Origin of the sequence: Winogradskyella sp. PG-2 (assembly GCF_000828715.1) — a bacterium.
In the GTDB taxonomy this organism is placed as follows: Bacteria; Bacteroidota; Bacteroidia; order Flavobacteriales; family Flavobacteriaceae; genus Winogradskyella.
Genome location: NZ_AP014583.1, coordinates 488196 through 510259, shown reverse-complemented (window position 1 = coordinate 510259; position 22064 = coordinate 488196). Strand labels below are relative to the sequence as shown.

At 34.2% G+C, this 22064-nt stretch carries 10 protein-coding genes and 2 pseudogenes; 10 read left to right on the top strand and 2 right to left on the bottom strand.

Annotation, left to right across the window (positions count from 1 at the left end):
• The first annotated feature begins 139 nt into the window (after positions 1-139).
• Genes WPG_RS02275 through WPG_RS02260 form a run of 4 tightly spaced genes read left to right on the top strand, consistent with a single transcriptional unit; the run spans position 140 to position 10992 of the window.
• Positions 140-1042, top strand: coding sequence for a tail fiber protein (locus WPG_RS02275; RefSeq protein WP_045468839.1), 903 nt, complete (start codon positions 140-142; stop codon positions 1040-1042).
• A 12-nt stretch (positions 1043-1054) separates the two neighbouring features.
• A complete protein-coding gene (locus WPG_RS02270) occupies positions 1055-9631 on the top strand; it encodes a LamG-like jellyroll fold domain-containing protein (RefSeq protein WP_045468836.1) in 8577 nt (2858 codons plus the stop codon).
• Between the two features lie 24 nt (positions 9632-9655).
• A complete protein-coding gene (locus WPG_RS02265; protein WP_197539930.1) occupies positions 9656-10582 on the top strand; it encodes a hypothetical protein in 927 nt (308 codons plus the stop codon).
• A 2-nt stretch (positions 10583-10584) separates the two neighbouring features.
• The gene (locus WPG_RS02260) at positions 10585-10992 is read left to right on the top strand and encodes a hypothetical protein (protein WP_045468830.1); all 408 of its coding nucleotides are present in this window, start codon (positions 10585-10587) and stop codon (positions 10990-10992) included.
• A gap of 81 nt (positions 10993-11073) precedes the next feature.
• Here WPG_RS02260 and WPG_RS02255 read toward each other — a convergent pair whose 3' ends face one another.
• On the bottom strand, positions 11074-11613 hold the full coding sequence (locus WPG_RS02255) for a DUF2911 domain-containing protein (protein WP_045468827.1): 540 nt from the start codon (positions 11611-11613) through the stop codon (positions 11074-11076).
• A gap of 324 nt (positions 11614-11937) precedes the next feature.
• On the opposite strand from WPG_RS02255, the gene asnB (WPG_RS02250) reads away from it, so the two are divergent.
• The 6 genes and pseudogenes from asnB (WPG_RS02250) (at position 11938) to WPG_RS02230 (ending at position 21629) form a co-directional block, all read left to right on the top strand.
• Positions 11938-13599, top strand: a complete 1662-nt coding sequence (gene asnB, locus WPG_RS02250) for an asparagine synthase B (protein WP_045468823.1) — start codon at positions 11938-11940, stop codon at positions 13597-13599.
• Between the two features lie 212 nt (positions 13600-13811).
• Positions 13812-16958, top strand: coding sequence for a S41 family peptidase (locus tag WPG_RS02245; RefSeq protein ID WP_084221620.1), 3147 nt, complete (start codon positions 13812-13814; stop codon positions 16956-16958).
• Positions 16940-17195, top strand: a pseudogene (asnB, locus tag WPG_RS18150) (asparagine synthase B); the annotation flags it as partial. The gene WPG_RS02245 and the pseudogene asnB (WPG_RS18150), both read left to right, overlap by 19 nt.
• 108 nt (positions 17196-17303) lie before the next feature.
• A complete protein-coding gene (locus tag WPG_RS02240) occupies positions 17304-18125 on the top strand; it encodes a cyclase family protein (RefSeq protein WP_045468820.1) in 822 nt (273 codons plus the stop codon).
• A 375-nt stretch (positions 18126-18500) separates the two neighbouring features.
• A complete protein-coding gene (gene gyrB, locus WPG_RS02235) occupies positions 18501-20453 on the top strand; it encodes a DNA topoisomerase (ATP-hydrolyzing) subunit B (RefSeq protein WP_045468817.1) in 1953 nt (650 codons plus the stop codon).
• 159 nt (positions 20454-20612) lie between these two features.
• Positions 20613-21629 (top strand): annotated as a pseudogene (locus WPG_RS02230) (DUF6588 family protein).
• Between the two features lie 72 nt (positions 21630-21701).
• Here the strand turns inward: WPG_RS02230 and WPG_RS02225 are convergent.
• Entirely contained in the window at positions 21702-22064 is a 363-nt protein-coding gene (locus WPG_RS02225; RefSeq protein WP_052471127.1) for a DUF6686 family protein, read from the bottom strand.

The following is a 22064-nucleotide window of genomic DNA, read 5'->3' as shown; positions in this document are numbered from 1 at the left end:
TCTATAAGTTTCTACGTAAGCCTACGTAGTTGTTGCATAACCTACGTATTGTTTGCCTCTAGGTCTAAAGGTACATTGCACAATGAATTGGTACTCTGCCATTTTCACTAGCTATGTATAACCGTAAACTTATAACCAAATGAAAACGAAAAATCTATTCTTAACAGTTGTGCTACTTTTTATAGCAACACTTAATTATGCACAAACCTCAGCAGAAGCTTCTGGTATTGCCATACAAGGTATTGCAAGAGATGCTAACAATACAGCAAGGATCAATACACCAATTACGCTCACATTTGAGTTGTATTATTTAGATGGTACTACTATTGTGCCTATTGGAAGTCCAGTAGACGCTAATTTAACTACAGATAATTTTGGGGTGTTTTCTTATGTTTTAGAAGCAGGTGTAGAAAACAATGCGACTATGGCTAACCAACAAGCCTATCTAAAAATAAGTGAAGGTGGTACTACAATTTCTAATGAAAAACTAAACCATGTACCTTATGCTATTGCAGCAAATAATGGTGTGCCAACAGGTTCTATTATGCCTTTTGTTGGTACAAGTTCTGATGTGCCTGCTGGTTGGGCTTTGTGTAACGGACAAACTTTACCAACAACCGCTACTAAACTAATTGCCATGATTGGTAACAATGCACCAGATTTAGGAGGTATGTTTTTAAGAGGTGCGGGTTCAAATAACATGACAAGTACTGAAACTGTTCTTAATGAAACGCAAGATGATGATTATAAAAGCCATAACCATGATTCTGGTAGCTTGGTAACTTCTTCAGATGGTGCTCATAAACACTTAAAGACGGAGTCTTTGATAAATGTTCAGTATGGTGAGACTTATACTAATATTAGGATAGGATTTGTTTCTGGTTCTTTGCCACAAGCAACAAATGATTCTGATATTGCTGGAAACCATACACATAGTATATTTGGTAATACTGACGTCAGCGGAGGGAATGCTGATAATAATCCTGAAGATACCGAAACCAGACCTGTAAACTACGGAGTCAACTACATCATAAAACTATAAACCTATATAATTATGAAAAAACTAATTATACTAGGCTGCTTAAGCGTTCTGGTAACAGGGCTTTGGGCTCAAAACGATGAAGGTGCTAAAATTGTACCAGTATCGCAAGCATTGCAAGGGGTGCCAGGTGCAAATGGAAATATCTATACCATTCAAGTCGGTTTACCATTTGTTGCCCCTTCAAATAATAATTACGATATTAGATTTCCTTGGGATATAAAATACCTCTATGGCACTTTTGCAGATGAATCTTTCGATGTGTCTAAAGGGTATTTTGGAGATAAAATTTTAATAAGTTGGGAACTAAGAGCGAATTACGATCTTATTTCAAGTATAAAAATATACCGAAGAGAATACACAGATACTGGGAGTAATGACTTTGTTTTTGTTAGTAATGTCTCTAGGGATGAGACACAATACGAAGACCAGTATGTAGAAGGTGGTGTACTATACGAATATAAAATAGTAGCCGAAGGTATAGACCCTACAGAAATAAAATATACTAATTTTATTACAGATATAGGGTTTAGAAGCCCTACCGCTATTGTAACAGGTAATGTAAGTTATGCAGGTGGTAGTCCTGTTGAAGATGTTACTATACTTGCAGAATCTGATGGTTCAGCAACGGATCTAGGATCTGCCTTAAAAATTCCTAATAATGGCTTCTTAGATATAAGAGACATGAGTAGAGCAATAACCACAGCCACAACTTTACAGGCTTGGTTAAAACCAGAAACTGCTTTTGTAGGCGATGCTGGCGCACCTATACGTTTGTTTAGACTTAAAGAATCTACAAACACCATAGATGTTAATGTAAGATTGTTAGTCGCTTCAAATGCATTAGAAGTTAATATTGGTGGTGCTATTTACACTTTAGATAATTATTTTCCGTCTGGAGAAATTGATCCAAGAGGCGATGATGTTTTAGTGCCAGTTTCAGATTTTAATACGACCTATACACACTTTTCAGTACAAATTGTAAATGGGCAAGTCCCTGTATTATATGTAAATGGTAGAGCTATAAATGCAGAGTACAGTGCGTTAATGCTCTTAATTGAAAATGAAGATGAAGAAATTGTATATGAAGGATTTAATATTGTTGAGCCAACAGTTGTAAGTACATTAACTAATATTGAAGAATGGACTAGTGTACATGTCGGAGGAAATAAGACCGCTTTTATAGATGAGATAAGAGTTTGGGATGCTATGATAGAAGACAATATTAGAACAGACTATAAACGCTATATAAGTGGAAACGATTCGCGATTAATATCGTATTTAAGTGCTAATGAAGGTGCTGGTGATTTTGCTTACGATTTTTCGAGAAGTGGATTTACCTATAATAAAAATAATGGAAGGCTAAGATTAAATGCTACAGACACTAATGCCGTTTTATGGGAAAATTCAGTAAATAATGTGCCAAACCCAAGTCAGTTAGGTGTTCTAGGAGTTACGGATAGTAATGGTAATTACGAAATTACATCCATACCTTATTCTGGTACAGGAGAATCTTTTACGATTACACCTTTGTTTAATGGGCATCAATTTGACCCTTCACAGCAATTGGTGTTTTTAGGTCAAGGCTCTGAGGTGGTGAATCAAATTGATTTTATAGATGAATCCTCATTTGTATTTAGAGGTAAAGTGTTGTTTGATACACGTGGTGTATTCCCTTCATATGCAGAAGCAGCAGGTGGAGTTTTAGAAAATGGAAATACCATTCCTGGTCAAGGTAGTATTATTGATGAAGGTTATAATCAATATAATATACTAGGTACATTTTATGATAAGGGAGAATATTGGTTAAATGATGCAGGCACACCTGCAGATCCTACAGATGATTATTTAGACAAATATGCGACTATAGCATCTCAAGACGTTCAAATTCTTGTAGATGGTCAATTGGTTTTAGATGAAAACAATCAACCTGAGCTTACAGATGCTAATGGTGAATTTGAAATAAATGTACCTATAGGAGAACATTTTATTAGATTAGTAAAAGACGGGTATGAGTTTGAATTTAATGGACGATTTCCGGCAGCTACAGGAACATTTTACGAATTTTTTGAAGATGCTTTAAACCAAGTTGTATTTATAGATAACACCAGAGTAACTGCTGTTGGTCGTGTTGTTGGTGGCTCAGTACAGCCTCAAAAACCAATAGGATTTGGAGGAGAAGGGACTTATGTACCAACATATACAGATGCTGACGGTATGGATCAAACCTACGAAGTAAGTTCAATAAATAATATTGGTACGGCAACAATTACTTTAGAGTACCAACCATTTAACGAAACACGATTTGTTTTTGAGACCAATGCTGAAACTGGAGAATATCGCGTAGATATTTTACCATTAAACTATATCATAAGTCAATTAGGAGGTGTAAATATTAATAACAATACGTTAAATATTAGCATCTTGGATGCTGATGAAACTTTAAATGCGGCTGTTGTTGGTGATTTAATAATTCCAGAATTCACCTATCCTAATGGTGACATAGAACAAGGAGTTGGATACCATCATTTTAAGCCATTTACATATCGATCGGCTCCTGTACTGCAAGTGATAGAACAAACTTCAGATACGGACGTGGTCTTAAATGTTGGAGACCCAGACGAGGTTACGGTTTCAACTGACGGGTTTGAACATCCTGTTTATACACAGTTTTTACCCTATGAAATTACCTTACAAAGTTTTGAACGCTATGTAAATCACGATTCGGGTAGTGATGTCGAAGACTTAGTTCCGATAATAGATGGCGAACTCGTGGTAACTAATAATTTAGCATTGCCTAATAGTGAAACCATAGTAAGAAGTGAAACGGACCAAAGTATTATAGTGTATGCGTTTAAAGGGGGTATGCCTAATATTTTTCCTCCTTTTACGAATACAATAAATATTAGTTATGATATTTTGGGTCAAAATCCAGCAGCTGAGAATTTAATAGGAACTGGTATTGTACTTGGTGGACAATCGGATAGTGAACAAGCATTCATTACAACGGCTCCAGTAATCCCAGACATTATTTTACGCGATCCTCCAGGGTCTAATAGTTTTGCGTCAATTCAAGAAGGAGAGAGTATAACCTTTACAGAAAGTATCCAATTTACATCAGAAGAAGGTGCATTTCGAGAAACAACATTTAGTGCTGGAGTAGATTTTGGTTTTGGAGGTGGTCTTGCTGGTCCAGTTTTTGAAGCAGATTTTACAGCTGATGCCATATTAGGAATAGGAGTTACAACATCATCCAAAAAAGGTGATGAGTTAACCAAAACCTATACATTCTCTCAAACGATTTCTACAAGTAGTGACCCAGAATTTGTTGGGTCTGAAGGGGATTTATACATAGGAAAATCCAATAATTACTATTATGGGTCTTACGATAATGTACAAGCGTCGGCTAATGTAATTGGTGATGCGGATTTTATAACACTTACAAATAATAATGGTGATGCCTTAAATATAAGCACTCAAAAGGCCTTGTCTTTTGTTGAAGAACCTGGAGCGACGCTATTTGTCTATTCTCAAAAATATATTATCGATAACCTCATCCCAGATATAGAGCTTGTAATTACTAATATTGATAATGGCATATCAATTCCTGGAGAAGATGGTATTCTAGAACGTGATTTCTATGTGCAACAAATTAATTTATGGCGTTTAACAATTTTAAAAAATGAACAAAGTAAATATAGAGCACTTTATGATAGAGAAAATTTAAAAGCCGAAACCTTAGCTAGTCTTGATACATATTTAGAAAGTATTGAAGAAGCTATTGCTAATGATTTTAATGAAGACAATCCAATTACGCAATATAATTTTACAACAGCAACAAATATAAGAGCATTAATTGACGCTAATTTTGCTGAAAATATATCTTTTGATTCTGGTGTAGGCGAAATAGTAAGAACAGTAGAAACCATTATTGTTAATAATAACTCAACATTTTATAATATAGAATTGGACGAATCAATTGGAGTTGTATTAGGTGCCGAGCTAAATGGTGTAGGTGTAAAAGTTGGCACATCAGGATTTACTAGCTCAGGCTTCAATCAAGAATTAACAGAGTCAGAGACATCTACGGTTACAGTAAGTTATACCTTAAGTGATAGTGATCCTGCCAATGTATTAAGTGTAGATGTCGTTAATATGTTTGATGGTTACGGCCCAATATTTTCTACTATTGGAGGACGAACATCATGTCCGTACGAAGGTGCAGATTTATCAATTTATTACGATCATGCATCATACAGTGGCTATTTGTCTGCCTTACAAGCGTACGAAATTGCAAACCCAGACAATTTGTATGGTCCAGATAGACCAGAATATGCTATTCCTGAAATTCTTGGTGACGAGGGTGAACAATTAAGTTTTGCAACACAACCTGCAGAAGATCCGCAAATATTAGTGGAAGTAGCAGAAGTGTTTAATGTACCTGAAAGTAATAATGCAGAATTTACTTTATCGCTTCAAAACTTGGCAGATGCAAATAGTGATGCTGCTACTTTTAATTATTTTGACTTAATTGTTGTTCCTGGTACAAATCCATTTAGTGCAGAGATAAACGTGGATCCCAATGGTACTCTCGTTTACATACCTTATGGCGAAACAGTAGAATATACACTAACACTCGCTAAGGTTGCCCAAGCACAATTTGATTATGAGGATGTTATAATTGCTGTAAGATCGCGTTGCGATCCTGTTAATGTGTTTGACGAAGTGGCTGTTTCCGCACATTTTGTGCCGTCTTGTACAGAAGTAGAAATTAGTGCGCCATTAGAAAACTGGGTGTTTAACAATGATGTGGCCTTTAATACAGATGGCTCTTCAAACACTTTAAATGTTACAATGACTGGATTTAATCAAGCGTTTAATAATTTTAAAAGTATTGATTTACAATACAGAAAATCTGGGTCACCAACATGGACACGTTTATCGACGTATTATAATACACAAGAATTTTATGATGCGGCTTTAGCTGCTGGTGAAACAGAGATTGAGCTTATAGATACACCAGATCTTACGTTTCCGTTCGATATTATTGGCTTGCAGTTGCAAGATGGTGACTATGAGTTTAGAGCAAAGTCTGAGTGTTTAAATGGTCCAGAATATATTTCTGAAGTCATTACAGGTTCTATAGATGTCAATGCACCAAAGCGATTTGGAACACCACTACCAATTGATGGTATTCTATCTGCTGGTGAAGATTTAAAAGTAGCGTTTAGTGAGAATGTTTTTTATAATAATGCTATAAGTTCAATTGAAATAAAAGGAGAGACTAATCAATTACCAATTAATAATAGTGTGTCTTTATATTTTGATGGAGTTAACAATACTGCTACTATAGCAGATCCAAGAATTATTGCGGGAGACTTCTCATTAGAATTCTGGTTAAAAAATGAAACGACGGCAACTTCTGCAACTATTTTGTCGCAACAAAATGGGATTGATGTATCATTAAATAATGGGCAGATTGAATTTACTATTGGAGGCTCAACTGCTAGTGCAGGAATAAATACTGACGGATTATTTCATCATTATACTTTTACGTATAATAATACATCAGGTGATATTCAAATTATTGAAGATTCTACGGTAATTGTTACAACATCTGGTACGCCGAATGCACAATTCACCAATAGTAGTACTTTAACTTTAGGGGGAAATACGTTTATAGGTAATATTCACGATTTAAGATTATGGAGCAAATCCCTTACGTTATCTGAATCTGCGGCTAATATTTTTACTCAAATAATTGGTAATGAAGCTAACCTTTTAGGGTTTTGGCCAATGAATGAAGGTAATGGTGATATTGCTTATGATTTAGCATTCTTTAAGCATGCTACGGTAAATACATCTTGGGACATAAAACCAAAAGGCAACTCATATGAATTTGCAAGTTCGCAATATTTAGAGCTAGACAATGTTGGTTTTGTACAACTTAATGCAGAAATGGATGCAACCATCTCGTTTTGGGTAAAAACAAATACGTCGCAAGAAGCAACTTTATTTTCTAATGGTAGAGGAGATGGTACTGATATTGTACAATCTAATGGTTTTGCAAATAAGTGGGCTATAGACATTAATTCGTCTGGTCAACTCTCTTTAGAAAGTGAGGGGAACTCAAGCTTATTGGTTTCAGAGAATGTAGCAGATGGCAATTGGCATCATGTGGCGCTACTTTTCAATAGAGTAGGGTCTTTAAGAACTTACTTAGATGGTGACCAAGTATCATCTAATCCAATTGCAGATATTGGAGGTTTTTCTGGTAATAAAGCATGGTTAGGAGCGCGTGGTGCTATTGACTTAGCAAGCATGGAAACCGTAGATAATGAGTTTACTGGTAAAATAGATGAATTCCGTTTATGGAATACGCTTCGTAATGTAGATCAAATCAATAGAGATCGTTATAACGAGGTAGATATTGTAAGTACGGGTTTATTACTATATGCTCAATTGAACGAACCTGATCCGGCAACTGGTAATCCACCAAGATATTATCATGCATTTACAAACGAAAGTACGATACCAAGTCTTGCTGTTTTAAATAGTGGAATGGTTAACTACTCTAATGATGTACCACCAATTAAACCAGCACGTCAATTAATTAATCTCCAGGTGAGTTATGTCATCAATGGAGATGAGATGATTATAGAACCTGTTATTAATAACTGGGCAGAGCTAGAAGGGCAAATATTAGATATTACGGTTAATAATATGCTCGATAGTTCTAACAATAGACAAGAGTCTCCAATTACATGGACTGCTTTTATACAGCAGAATGATGTGGATTGGTATGCTGATGGTTATAATGAGATTGTAGATATTATAATGGACAGTGGTGAAACACAGAGTTTTGACCTGATTATTGTAAATAGAGGAGGAAATTCGCAACCTTACAATATTACAGATGTACCAAGTTGGTTAAATCTAAGCAGTACATCTGGATCTATTGCGCCAAATAGTGAAATTACGGTTACTGCAACTGTAGATTCCCAATTATCGGTAGGTGAATATCTTGAAAATATTCGTTTAGAAACGGACTTCGGTTTTGATCAAGTGATACAGGTAGATCTCAAAGTTTTAGGAGAAGGACCAGGTTGGGAAGTGAATCCAAATGATTTTGATTACTCAATGAATATTGTTGGTAAAATTAGAGTGGATGGGACATTCTCAGATGATTTATTTGATGAGGTTGCAGCTTTGTCTAATGGAGAAGTTAGAGGAGTTACAAATGTAATCTATCAAACAAGCTACCAAGAGTATTTTGTGTTCTTAACAGTATATAGTAATTCTCCTTCTGGTGATACTATTGAGTTTAGAATTTGGGATGCTTCAGAGGGTAATGTTTTATATGCTACAATGAGCGGAAATACTTCTATAGAATTTTTGGATAACGAAGTAGTGGGAACATTAAATAATGCAGAGTTATTTGAAAACACAGATGTCGTACAACAAGACATTGTATTAAATCAAGGTTGGACCTGGGTTTCTGCAAATGTTAATGACCCTAATTTCTCGGATTTAAATGTGCTAACTCAAGGTATGCAATTAGAAACATCGGATCGTATCTTAAGTCATTCACCATCATTGTTGGAGACCTATTATAAAGATGAAGGGCAACCACTTAATAGTTCTTGGAACGGAACAATAAGTGCAAACGGCGGTATGTCTAGTCAATTTATGTATAAGATTAATACAACTCATGCACAACCTTTAGTTTTGACAGGGAGTTCTGTAGATATTAATTCGTGGAGTTTTCCTGTTCAAACAAATTGGAATTGGTTACCATTTCCTGTAAGCTCTAATGTACAAGTCAATGCAGCATTGGCGTCGTTTAACGCACAAGAAGGAAATGTAATTAAGTCACAAAATTTGTTTGCGATTTATGATGACATCAATGGTTGGAGCGGTACGCTTAATTATTTAGTTGAAGGACAGGGTTATATGTTAAAATCTAGTGATAATCAGACTTTGGTATATCCAAACTATTTTGGAAGGTCTTCAAACGACTTTAATAATTCTGGTGCGCAACGAACAATTGAGCCAGAGTTTACACAGTATCCAGAAAACATGAATGCTGTGGTATTGATGCCATCTGGTTACGACAATTTGTTTGTGTACGACACAGATAGTGTTCTAAAAGGAAAAGGAACAAGTCAGGTCGTTGGAAATAAAAGCTTAACTTTTATAACTATATATGGCGAGCTACCAGAAGAGTTAGTTTTTCATATAGGTAATGCGTCAGAGATAAAACCAACAACTAAAGTGTTTTCTTTTAAGGGCAATGATGTTCTTGGAACAATTGCAGACCCAGTTATTTTAGAAGATGAAGCGGTATACGGAATTAAGGTATTTCCAAATCCGTTTGGTAATCATTTAAATATTAAAATAAATTCAACACAAAGTCAAATGGTAAGCATTCAATTACATAATATGTTAGGACAGTTAGTGTTTAGGGATGAAATTAGTGTAGATGAAGGAGAGAACGATTTAAGGATTGTACCGAACCTTCCTTTAGGGACTTATTTTTTAAATGTGAATGTTAACAATAATAGCTCAATTTTTAGAGTCATTAAAAATTAATCTTGACACTACTAAAATCTTAAAATGATGAAAAAAATAATAAACATACTAATTGTAATACTATTGTTCGTAACAGTAGGCAATGCGCAAGATCCTAATTGGTCGGTAAACGAAAACAATTTTGAATATACAATGTCATTTGTGGCATTTGTAAATATTGACGGCACAACTTTATCGAATGAAAGCGATAAGGTTGGAGCCTTTGTGAACAATGAACTAAGAGGTGTGTCAAATTTAACCTATACCTCTAGTAATGGTAGATATTACGCCTATTTAACTGTTTTTTCAAATACAAATGACGAAGTAGTCAACTTTAAGGTATATAACTCAACTACTGATCAAGTGGTAGACATTTCAGAAACTATAAATTTTGAAATAAATGCGCATCGAGGCGATTTGTTTCAAGCCTATAGCATTGCGAGTCCGGCTTTAAATAATGAAGCAGAACTACTAGATTTTGGATTGGATGGCACTACGGTGAATTCTGTAGTTTTTAACAATCAGCAGGTTGTACTTTATGTTAATTTTGGTATTGATATATCAGCACTTAACGCCACATTTCAATCAAGTGAAGGCGCTCAGTTGTTTGTCGATTCTACACTTCAAATATCTGGTAACACTAGTTTAGATTTTACTAACCCAATTGTTTGTAGGGTGAGATCAGAAGATGAATCCCAGGTTAAAGAATGGGTAGTTTCTGTTCAGAATAGTTCAACAAGTGCAGGTGATTTAATCTACTATAAAAAAGATGCGGTATGTTATAATGGAGGAGAAATAAAAGTAGAGTATAATACAGCAGGAATAAATGTAGAATTGTTGTTTAACCAAACTGTAATAGCAACACAGACTATTGTTAATGGTAAGACCATTTTTAGCAACCTAAATGTTGGTACTTATGTCGTAAGAGCTGGAGGCATAGATAAAGAGATAATAATCAATTTAAAAGAATAATTATGAAATCAATATTTTCAATATTAATGGTATTTGGGTTTTTTATTATCGTAACAAATTGTTCAAGCGATGATGATAGCACAAGTACTTCGAATACGAATACCCTTAGTCCAATTTCAATAGAATTTGTAAATGAAAACGGCACACCAATTGCGACAGATTGTTTAGATGTTAACGAAAACTATGCTATTCAAATAGTCACAGAGCAGGAAGGTTCTGGATCAATTGCTGTAACGCAAATTCAATACACTTTAAATGGGGCATTATATAGTATGACTTTTAATCAGATAGGTTATCAAAGACAACCTGTTGTATTAGTAGATGGTCAGAATATTGCTCAGTTGGTGGATACTGGTGTTACCGATGAAATTAGATTTATAATTCAAGATGATTTTGAATTAGTACTCTAGGTTTTTATGAATTAGGTTTAATTATAGTGTAAAAAAAACGCCTTGAGAGATAAGGCGTTTTTTTTTATAAATTGTTTTGTTCTATTTCGTAAAAGGCACAGCAATACGTACTTTGTCCCAACCCATATGCAAATGAGCTCCATTGTCTTTCGCTTCAAAAGTCATAGAGAATGCTTCTAGAGATTCATCACCTTCTGTAACAGGCACAGTAATACTTGCTACAATATTATCTTCCTTATAACCAGATGAACCCCAATTATTAGTGTCCGTACTGATCATAACTTTCCATTCTTTTTCACCTGGAATTGTGAAAATAGAATAAGTTCCTGCTTTAAGAGCAGCTCCATTAAGTTTCATATCAACGTTAAGGATAAGCTTTGTAGCTTCATTGGCTCCGGTTCTCCATACTTTACTATTAGGTGCAATGTCTTTACCAACTGTTCTTCCTTTTAGTTGTGGTCTACTGTAATATACAATAGCCGCTTGTTTACTGCCTCTTCCTAGAGAAGTCGCGTCTAACGGACTTTTGTCTAAACCTCTGAATTTTTGAGCTTCAACATTAAAGGATACAAGCATCATAAATGCAAATGCAATAGTTGTAAATAGTCTTGATGTTTTCATGTGTTTTTGTTTGTTTTTTTATGTCGTCACATGCTGTTCGCTATTTATCAATCCGTAAATGACATTAATTCGAACATGCTCGTTTCATAATTAGTTTTAAAGTTTATTTGATAAAATTAGAATATAATATGAAGATTATGTCGTAAGGAAATATTAAAATTTACAAATTGATAGTTTAATAACTAAAATTAACGCCTAATTATTATAAATTAATGTTTAATACCTAATTATATTTATAATTTGTTACTATTATTCCGTTATGTGTTTAATAAATGAAACATTAAGATCATATTTGTATCGTAATTAATATTAAAGCTAAAAGTTATGTGCGGAATAGTATGTGCGTTCGATATAAAACAAAAGACAGATGATTTAAGACCTCAGGTTTTAGAAATGGCAAAAACCATTAGACATCGTGGTCCAGACTGGAGTGGTATTTACAGTGATGATAAGGCAATCTTGGCTCACGAGCGTTTAGCAATTGTAGATCCTGCTTCAGGAAAACAACCTTTATTCAGTCCAGACAAAAAATTAATTTTAGCAGCAAACGGAGAAATATATAACCATAGAGAATTACGTGCTCAATTTCCTGATTATGATTTTCAGACTGAAAGCGATTGTGAAGTTATTTTAGCTTTATACCAAGAAAAAGGTGTGGACTTTGTAGATGATATGAATGGAATTTTTGGTTTCGCTATTTATGATACAGAGAAGGATGAGTATTTTATTGCAAGAGATCATATGGGCATTATTCCTTTATACATTGGTTGGGATAAAAACGGAACGTTCTTCGTAGCTTCAGAATTAAAAGCTTTAGAAGGGATTTGTACAAAAATTGAATTATTTCCTCCAGGACATTATATGTCTAGTAAAGATGGTGAGTTTGTAAAATGGTACAAGCGTGACTGGACAGAGTATGATGCTGTAAAGGAGAATGAAACGAGTATTGCTGAGGTAAAACAAGCACTAGAAGACGCAGTACACAGGCAATTAATGAGTGATGTGCCTTATGGTGTATTACTTTCTGGTGGACTAGATTCTTCCGTAACGTCTGCTATTGCTAAAAAATATTCTGAAAGACGAATTGAAGCTGATGATAAAGAGAAAGCATGGTGGCCACAGTTGCACTCGTTCTCGGTAGGACTAGAAGGTTCGCCAGATTTGGCTGCCGCTAAAAAAGTAGCAGATCATATTGGGACTGTGCATCACGAAATTAAATTCACAATCCAAGAAGGTTTAGATGCGATTAAAGATGTAATTTACAACATTGAGACTTACGATATTACGACGATACGTTCCTCAACTCCAATGTACTTAATGGCGCGAGTTATTAAATCTATGGGAATTAAAATGGTATTATCTGGTGAAGGAGCTGATGAAATTTTTGGAGGCTATTTGTATTTTCATAAGGCACCAGATGCTAAAGAGTTCCATGATGAAACGGTTCGTAAATTAGATAAACTTCATATGTATGATTGCCTAAGAGCAAACAAAAGTTTAGCAGCATGGGGAATTGAAGGACGTGTGCCATTTTTAGATAAAGAATTTATGGATGTTGCGATGCGTATCAACCCAAAAGATAAAATGATTAACGGAGAACGTATGGAAAAATGGGTAGTTCGCAAAGCATTTGAGGACATGATACCAGAAAGCGTAGCCTGGAGACAAAAAGAACAGTTTAGTGATGGAGTTGGTTATAGTTGGATTGACGCACTAAAAGATTTAGTAGAGAAAGAAATAACAGACGAGCAAATGGAAAATGCAGCATTCCGTTTTCCAATTAATACACCTTTAAACAAGGAAGAATATTATTATAGAACTATATTTGAAGGACATTTCCCTAGTGATGCGGCTGCTTCAAGCGTGCCACAAGAAGCAAGTGTTGCATGTAGTACAGCTACTGCTTTAGAATGGGACGAGGCCTTTAAAAACATGAATGACCCATCTGGTAGAGCTATTGCTAATGTGCATGATGAAGCGTATTAAAGACTAATGAGATTGGTTTATTATTAAGGGTTGGCAATATTTGCCAACCTTTTTATTTATACTCTTTTGAGTTTATAAGTATGGCAAGTTTAGGCTTTGAAACGTTAGTTGTCATTAGCCTTTTTTATTTGAAAAAGATTACCTTTAAAGACCTCACCAATTATAATTCAATCTTTCCGATAATATACATCAATCTAAAATATACAAGTATCATGAAAATGTATCATTCAATTTTTATCCTTATTTCATTTTTATTTAGTGGAATAATAAGCGCTCAAGACACTTTTTTTCAAATGGATCCAAGTTTGTCACCAGATGGAGAAACCATAGTATTTAGCTATGATGGTGATTTGTGGAAAGTTGCATCTTCTGGAGGTGAAGCATCGCGTATTACAGCAATGAAAGGTGAAGAGACTTTACCAAGAATATCGCCAGATGGTAATTGGATTGCGTTTAGCGCTATACAATATGGTAATAGAGATGTTTATGTCATGTCCATGAATGGTGGAGAAATTAAACAACTCACGTTTCACGATACTGCAGATGATGTTGATAGTTGGTCTTGGGATTCTAAGAAAATTCATTTTACGTCCTCACGTTACAATCGATTTAGTGGATATACAATTACAGCTAATGGCGGAACTCCTGCACGAATTTTTGAGCACTATTTTAATAATGTTCATAATGTTATGGAACACCCAAAAACAGGAGAAGTTTTCTTTAACGAGAGTTGGGAAAGTAAAAATTTTACACATCGTAAGCGATACAAAGGTGATTATAATCCAGAAGTAAAATCATATAATCCAAAGACTAAAATATATAAAGAATTTACGGATTATAATGGTAAAGATATGTGGGTAACCATAGATCAAAACGGGATAGTTTATTTTGCTTCTGATGAGGTGAATGGAGAATACAATCTGTACACATTTACCAATACTACTAAAACTAATCTTACGAAGTTTAAATCTTCCATCGGCAGACCACAAGTAAGTGCAAATGGAGAAAAACTTGTCTTTACAAAAGATTATCAAATCTTTTTATATGATGTTGCAAGTAAAAACACAAAAAAAGTAGATATTACAATAAATACTAACAATACCCTTTCCAAATCACAGGATTTTAAAGTAAAAGGTAATATTTCTTATTTTGATGTATCACCGGATAATAAAAAAATGGCCTTTGTGTCTCGAGGTGAGTTATTCGTTTCAGATGTTAAAGGAAAGTTTGTTTCTAAGATTAATACTAACGCAGATGAACGTGTTTTAGAAGTAAAATGGTTAAAGGATAATAAATCTTTATTGTACAATCAAACAGCAAATGGTTATAGTAATTTATATACTATTTCTGCAGATGGTAATGGTAATGAAAATCGTTTAACCAACGAAGCACAAAACAATGTAAACCTCACTTTAGATAATAAACAAGAGCATGCAACTTATGTTAGTGGTCGTAATGAATTGCGAATAATCAATTTAAGTGATTTTAAAAGCACGACTATAGTTAAAGATGAGTTTTGGGATTTGTATCCGCCTTCACCAAATTTTTCGCCAGATTGTAATTATATAGTTTATAATGCATATAGAAATTTTGAACTAGATATTTTTACCTATCACATTCCGTCAAAAAAGATATTAAACCTAACAAATACTGGTGTAAGTGAAAGTAATCCTATTTGGTCTAAGGATGGTAAGTATATTTATTTTGATTCTAATTTAACACAACCTGGTTTTCCTAGAGGTCCTGGAGATACTAAGATTTATAGAATGGCTTTAGATCGGTTCGAAGCACCTTTTGAATCCGATAAATTTGATGCGCTTTTCAAAGAAGAGAAAAAGAAAAAAGACGAAAAGAAAGAAGAAACGGATGAGGACAAAGAAGCAGCTATTGCTATAACAATCAATGAAGATGGGTTAATGGATCGTTTACAGCTTATCAGTCCGTCATTTGGCTCTCAAAGTAATGCTTATGAAATTACAAAAGATGAGACGTCTTATATTTATTACGGATCTAATCACGATGAAGGTAATTTTAATTTATGGAGAACTGTATTAAAACCTTTTGAAGATAATAAAACTGAAAAAGCAGATAAGCAGCGTATTAGAGGAGGTTTAATAGTGAGTGTAAAAGGATCTCATTACATCCTAGTAAATGGGAATATTAATACACTAAATCCGTCTTCTAATAAAATGGAGAAGATTGATGTAGATGCTAAGTTTCAAAAAAATCTAGTAAGCGAGTTTAATCAAATGTTTCATGAAGCATGGGCAGGTTTTGAATCTAATTTCTATGACGAGAATTTCCATGGAGAGAATTGGCAAAAACTAAGAGATAAATACGCATCATTTTTGCCTTATATTACAAAACGCTCTCAATTGAGTTTGTTATTTAATGATATGTTGGGAGAATTAAATACGTCACATTTTGGTTTTAGAACACGTGGTCGAGAAGATAATCCTTACTATGGTAGTAGAACTTTAGAAACAGGGATTATCTTTTCAAAAGATAACCCTTATAAAGTAGAGCATATCGTCGCTAAAAGTCCTAGTGATATTTCAGGAAAAGATATTAGACCTGGTGACATACTTTCAAGTGTTAATGGTGAGTCTGTAGATGCTAAAATGAATAGAGAAATCTATTTTTCTAAACCATCTATGAATAAAGAAATGCAGCTTCAGTTTAAAAGAAAAGGACAAACAAATACTGTGAATATTCACCCAATTTCATCAGGAAATTTAAGAGGATTATTATATGATGAATGGGTCGCTTCTAACCAATCTTATGTAGATTCTAAAAGCGGAAGTAAAATCGCTTACGTCCACATGAAAAATATGGGAGGTGGCGAGTTAAACAACTTTAAGCGAGAAATGGTTTCTGAAGCCTACAACAAAGACGCACTCATTTTAGATTTAAGAAATAATACAGGTGGAAATGTACACGATGATGTGCTTCAGTTTTTATCTCAAAAACCATACGCACAGTGGAAATATAGAGAAGGCAAATTAGCATCACAACCAAATTTTGGACCAGCAGCAAAACCAATTATTGTTCTAGTGAACGAACAGTCACTTAGTGATGCTGAGGTGACATCTGCAGGTTTTAAAGAATTAGGCTTAGGTAAAGTGATAGGAACAGAAACCTATCGTTGGATTATTTTTACATCAGGAGCAGGTTTAGTCGATGGCTCATTCTATAGACTACCATCATGGGGCTGTTACGCTTTAAATGGTGATAATTTAGAAAAAACTGGTGTAGTTCCAGATATCTATATCAAAGAAGATTTTAAAGATCGCTTAACAGGTAATCAACCTCAATTAGATAAGGCAATTGAAGAGATTATGAAAGGTTTAAAGAATTAGTAGGTAAAGAAGTGACTGACGAGCAAATAGCAAATGTAGCATTCCAATTAATACTTCTTTAAACAAAGAGGAGTACTACTAGAGAACTATTTTTGAAGAACTTTCCCTAGTGATGTGCCACAAGAAGCAAGTGTAGCATGCTGTATTGCAACTGCTTTAGAATCGGACGAAGCCTTTAAAAACATAAACGATCCATCTGGTAGAGCCATTGCCAATGTGCATGATGAGGCATATTAACAGCCAATTGTAAATAGTTTAAGCCAGCATTTATGCTGGCTTTTTTTGTTTAAAAATGGGTATATTTAAGTGTTTATTATGCTCAATTATTAATTTGATTTCCGAACTATGAAAAAGAAATACCTCAGCCTATTAATATTAATTGCTTTAAATTGGTCTTGTGTAGATAATACTAACGAATCAAAAACAGAAATCGAACCAAAAGCAAAAACGACTAACGCTATTATAGATCTTACACATACGTTCTCTGAAGAAACCGTTTATTGGGTTACGGCTAAAGAATTTCATTTAGAAGTCGTAGCAAAAGGCGATACAGATAAAGGCTTCTTTTATGCTGCAAATAATTTTGAAACTGCCGAGCATGGCGGTACGCATATAGATGCTCCAATTCATTTTTCAAAGGGCAAACAATCTGTTGAAGAGATTCCTTTAGAACGATTAATCGGAAATGGGATTAAAATAGATGTTTCTGAAAAAGCATTAAATAATCCGGACTATTTGGTGAGTGTTAAAGACTTAAAAGATTGGGAAACTAATAATGGCAAGATAGAAGACGGGGTTATAGTGCTTTTAGAAACGGGGCATTCAAAATATTATCCAGATAAATTAAAATATTTGGGTACAGATCAACGAGGAGCAGATGCTATTAGATTATTACATTTTCCTGGATTATCTCCAGAAGCTGCAACATGGTTGATTGAGAATAGATCGATTAGTGCAATAGGTATAGATACTCCGAGTATAGATTTTGGGCAATCAGAGTATTTTAAGAGTCATGTGATATTGCTTTCAGAGAATATTCCTGCTTTTGAGAATGTCGCGAATCTAGAAAAATTACCTAATACAGGTTTTGAAGTTATTGCTTTGCCAATGAAAATAGAAGACGGTAGTGGAGCTCCATTGCGAATTGTAGCTTTAACACGTCAATAATTGGGTGACACAGAATTTAATTTTTACTTAATGCGATTTAAAAATTGAATGACTTTCCGTTTAGTAAAAAGGGCGTTAGTAGACTTGGTTTTTACTTAATTGTAAGTAAACTAAAATTCATTTTTCTTATTCTAAGACATTTTTGTAATATTTTGATTTATATATAAGCTTCAAAATCTCTAAAGTCTGATTTAAGATGGTTTTTAAGTGTTTTAAGCCACTTTTAAGTAATTAACAAATGTTGATAATTATCAGTTCCAATCTATAAAATGCTTTTAAAAAGGGTCTTTAATTCGTATATTTGTTAGTATTCAAAAATGATACAAGCGTGTCATTTTTTTATGCCATAATTCGAACTAAAATGTATTCAAAATAATGAGCGAAGAAAAAAAAGAAAGCTTTAACGAACACGGTTATTCGGCAGATAGTATTCAGGCCTTAGAAGGTATGGAGCATGTAAGAATGCGTCCATCGATGTATATTGGTGATGTTGGTGTGAGAGGTTTACACCATTTGGTATATGAGGTTGTAGATAACTCTATTGATGAAGCGCTTGCTGGACATTGTGATAATATAACAGTGACAATCAATGAGGATAACTCTATTACTACTGAAGATGATGGTCGTGGTATTCCTGTAGGTTTGCACAAAAAAGAAGGTGTCTCTGCATTAGAAGTTGTAATGACTAAAATTGGTGCAGGTGGTAAATTTGATAAAGATTCTTATAAAGTATCTGGTGGTTTGCATGGTGTTGGTGTAAGTTGTGTTAATGCACTTTCTGAGCATCTAAAAGCAACCGTTTTTAGAGAGGGCAAAGTTTACGAGCAAGAGTACGAGCGTGGCAAAGCAATGTACCCTGTAAAACAGACAGGTGATACAGATAAGAGGGGGACAACTGTTACTTTTAAGCCAGATTCAACAATATTTACACAAACGTTAGAGTATAATTACGATACGTTAGCAAGTAGAATGCGTGAATTAGCGTATTTAAATAAGGGTATTACGGTACATTTAGTCGATAAGCGTCGTACAAAAGAAGATGGTACTTTTGAAGGTGAAACATTTCATTCTAAAGAAGGACTTAAAGAATTTATCAAATTTTTAGATGCAACAAGAGATCCTTTAATGAGCGATGTTATTGCTTTTGAAGGTGAAAAGAATGGTGTACCTGTTGAGGTAGCGATGATTTATAATACATCTTATGCCGAGAATTTACATTCTTATGTAAACAACATTAATACGCACGAAGGTGGAACACATTTATCTGGTTTTCGTCGTGGATTAACCCATACACTTAAGAAGTTTGCAGATAGTTCTGGGATGTTAGACAAATTAAAGTTTGATGTTGCTGGTGATGATTTTAGAGAAGGATTGACTGCGATTATTTCTGTAAAAGTTCAAGAACCTCAATTTGAAGGTCAAACAAAAACGAAACTGGGAAATAGAGAAGTTTCTGCGGCAGTAAGTCAGTCAGTTTCAGAGATGTTAACTGATTACTTAGAAGAGCATCCAGATGATGCTAAGACGATTGTTCAGAAAGTAATCTTAGCAGCGCAAGCACGTCATGCAGCTCAAAAGGCTCGTGAAATGGTGCAGCGTAAAACTGTAATGAGTATTGGAGGTTTGCCTGGGAAACTATCAGATTGTTCTGAGCAAGATCCAGAAAAATGTGAAATCTATCTCGTTGAGGGTGATTCTGCAGGTGGAACTGCAAAGATGGGTCGTGACAGAGCATTTCAAGCTATTTTGCCATTGAGAGGTAAGATTCTTAATGTTGAAAAAGCAATGTCTCATAAGGTATTTGAAAATGAAGAAATCAAAAATATATTTACAGCTTTAGGTGTAACAATTGGAACAGAAGAAGATAGTAAAGCACTTAATCTTTCAAAATTGAGATATCATAAAATTGTAATTATGTGTGATGCCGATATTGATGGATCTCACATTGAAACTCTAATATTAACCTTCTTCTTCCGCTATATGAAAGAGCTGATTGAAAATGGACATGTATATATAGCAACTCCGCCATTGTATTTAGTTAAGAAAGGAGCTAAAAAAGAATATGCATGGAATGATGAAGAACGTTTAGCGTTAATGGAGCAATATGGTGATGGAGCTAAAATACAGCGTTATAAAGGTCTTGGTGAGATGAATGCAGTACAGCTATGGGATACAACAATGAATCCTGAGTTTAGAACGTTGCGTCAAATTCAAGTAGATAATGGAGTAGAGGCGGACCGTGTATTCTCAATGCTAATGGGAGACGAAGTTCCGCCACGTAGAGAATTTATCGAAAAGAACGCTATTTATGCAAATATTGACGCATAAATAGGTTGTATATTAGGACGATTTAAAAAGGCAATTACATGAATAATGTAGTTGCCTTTTTTTTGTTATATCTACGACTAATAGCAATAAAAAACGGTGAAATACGTTTTTTATATGTGTTTTGTTATATTTGAAGACCAAATTTAAAACTTAACCCTTATGAAAAATTTAGTTTTTACTATCATTTTATGTTTATCGATATGTATTGGTAAGGCTCAAAATGATATAGACGTATTACTTGCTGCTGGTGTAGAAGATGCCCAGCGATTTGCAAATGACTACTTATCTTCAGGTAGTAATGGACTAATGCATAGCATGAATGCTAACTGGTTTAATTCTGCAAAAGTAAAACCTTTAGCTGGCTTTGAAATTTCAGTAATAGCTAATGCAGCAACGGTCAAAGACGAAGACAAAATGTTTAATCTTAATACAACTGATTATAATAATATACAGTTTGTACAAGGACCAAGTTCGCAGTTGGTATCAACCGTATTAGGTGAAAATAATCCTGCCATATTTGTAGAAGTAGCGTATGATGATCCAATTTTTGGTAATCAAACAACCCAGATTGAGTTGCCAGAAGGAATTGGCTCAGAGAGTTATGATTTGTTGCCTACAGCTTTTATACAAGGTGCTGTTGGTATTGGAGGTGGAATTGAGTTAAAGGCTCGTTTTGTTCCATAAATAAAAACAGATGAGGTAAGCCTTAGTATGTATGGAGCAGGTTTACAACTAGAATTTACACAATGGTTACCTGCGGATAAGCTATGGCCAGTTGCAGTTTCTGGTTTAGTAGCATATAACCATATTGATGGTTCATATGATATTACTGACTCATCAGGAATTGACGGTGAAAATCAAAGATTGGAGAACAAAACGAATACATGGTTATTTCAGTTAATAGCCTCTACCAAACTACCTGTTATAAACTTTTACGGTGGTTTAGGTTATATAAAAGGAAAATCTGAATCAGATTTATTAGGAAATTATAGAGTAACTGATGGTGTTTTAACGACGCAAACTATTATAGATCCGTTTTCTGTTTCTAGTGAAGTTTCTGCAGTAAGAGCTACAGGTGGTATAAAACTAAAGCTTGGTTTTTTTAGACTAAATGCAGAATACCATATGTCAGAGTTTAACGTATTTTCTTTAGGTGTTAATCTAGGATTTAAATAATTAATTTTCTGATTTTATTATAAATAAAAAGCACAAGATTTACTCTTATGCTTTTTTACTTAAATCGCTAATTCAATTTAAGATAAAGTTATAATCAATATCACAAATATTTAAAAGCTCAGAAACCTTCATTTTACTATTTTTATCAAAAGCTAATAAAGTTTTGAGTTCACTAACCTCCTGCCTATTAAACATTAAAGCCAGATTTTCTTGAGACGTAGGTATGGGTATTTTACGAACTAGATTAGTGCACCCATATTTATGTTCCCAATAATCAACTTCTAAGCCGTTTACATAAGACCTAAGTTCATCTAATTCTTTCGGTGTAAAAGCAAAAAATAAATTATTAAAAATAAGATGAAACGCTTTACAATCTTGGCAAAAGTGTAATTCACCACTTTTAACACGCGCTAGCAAAATGACTTTATTCCCCAT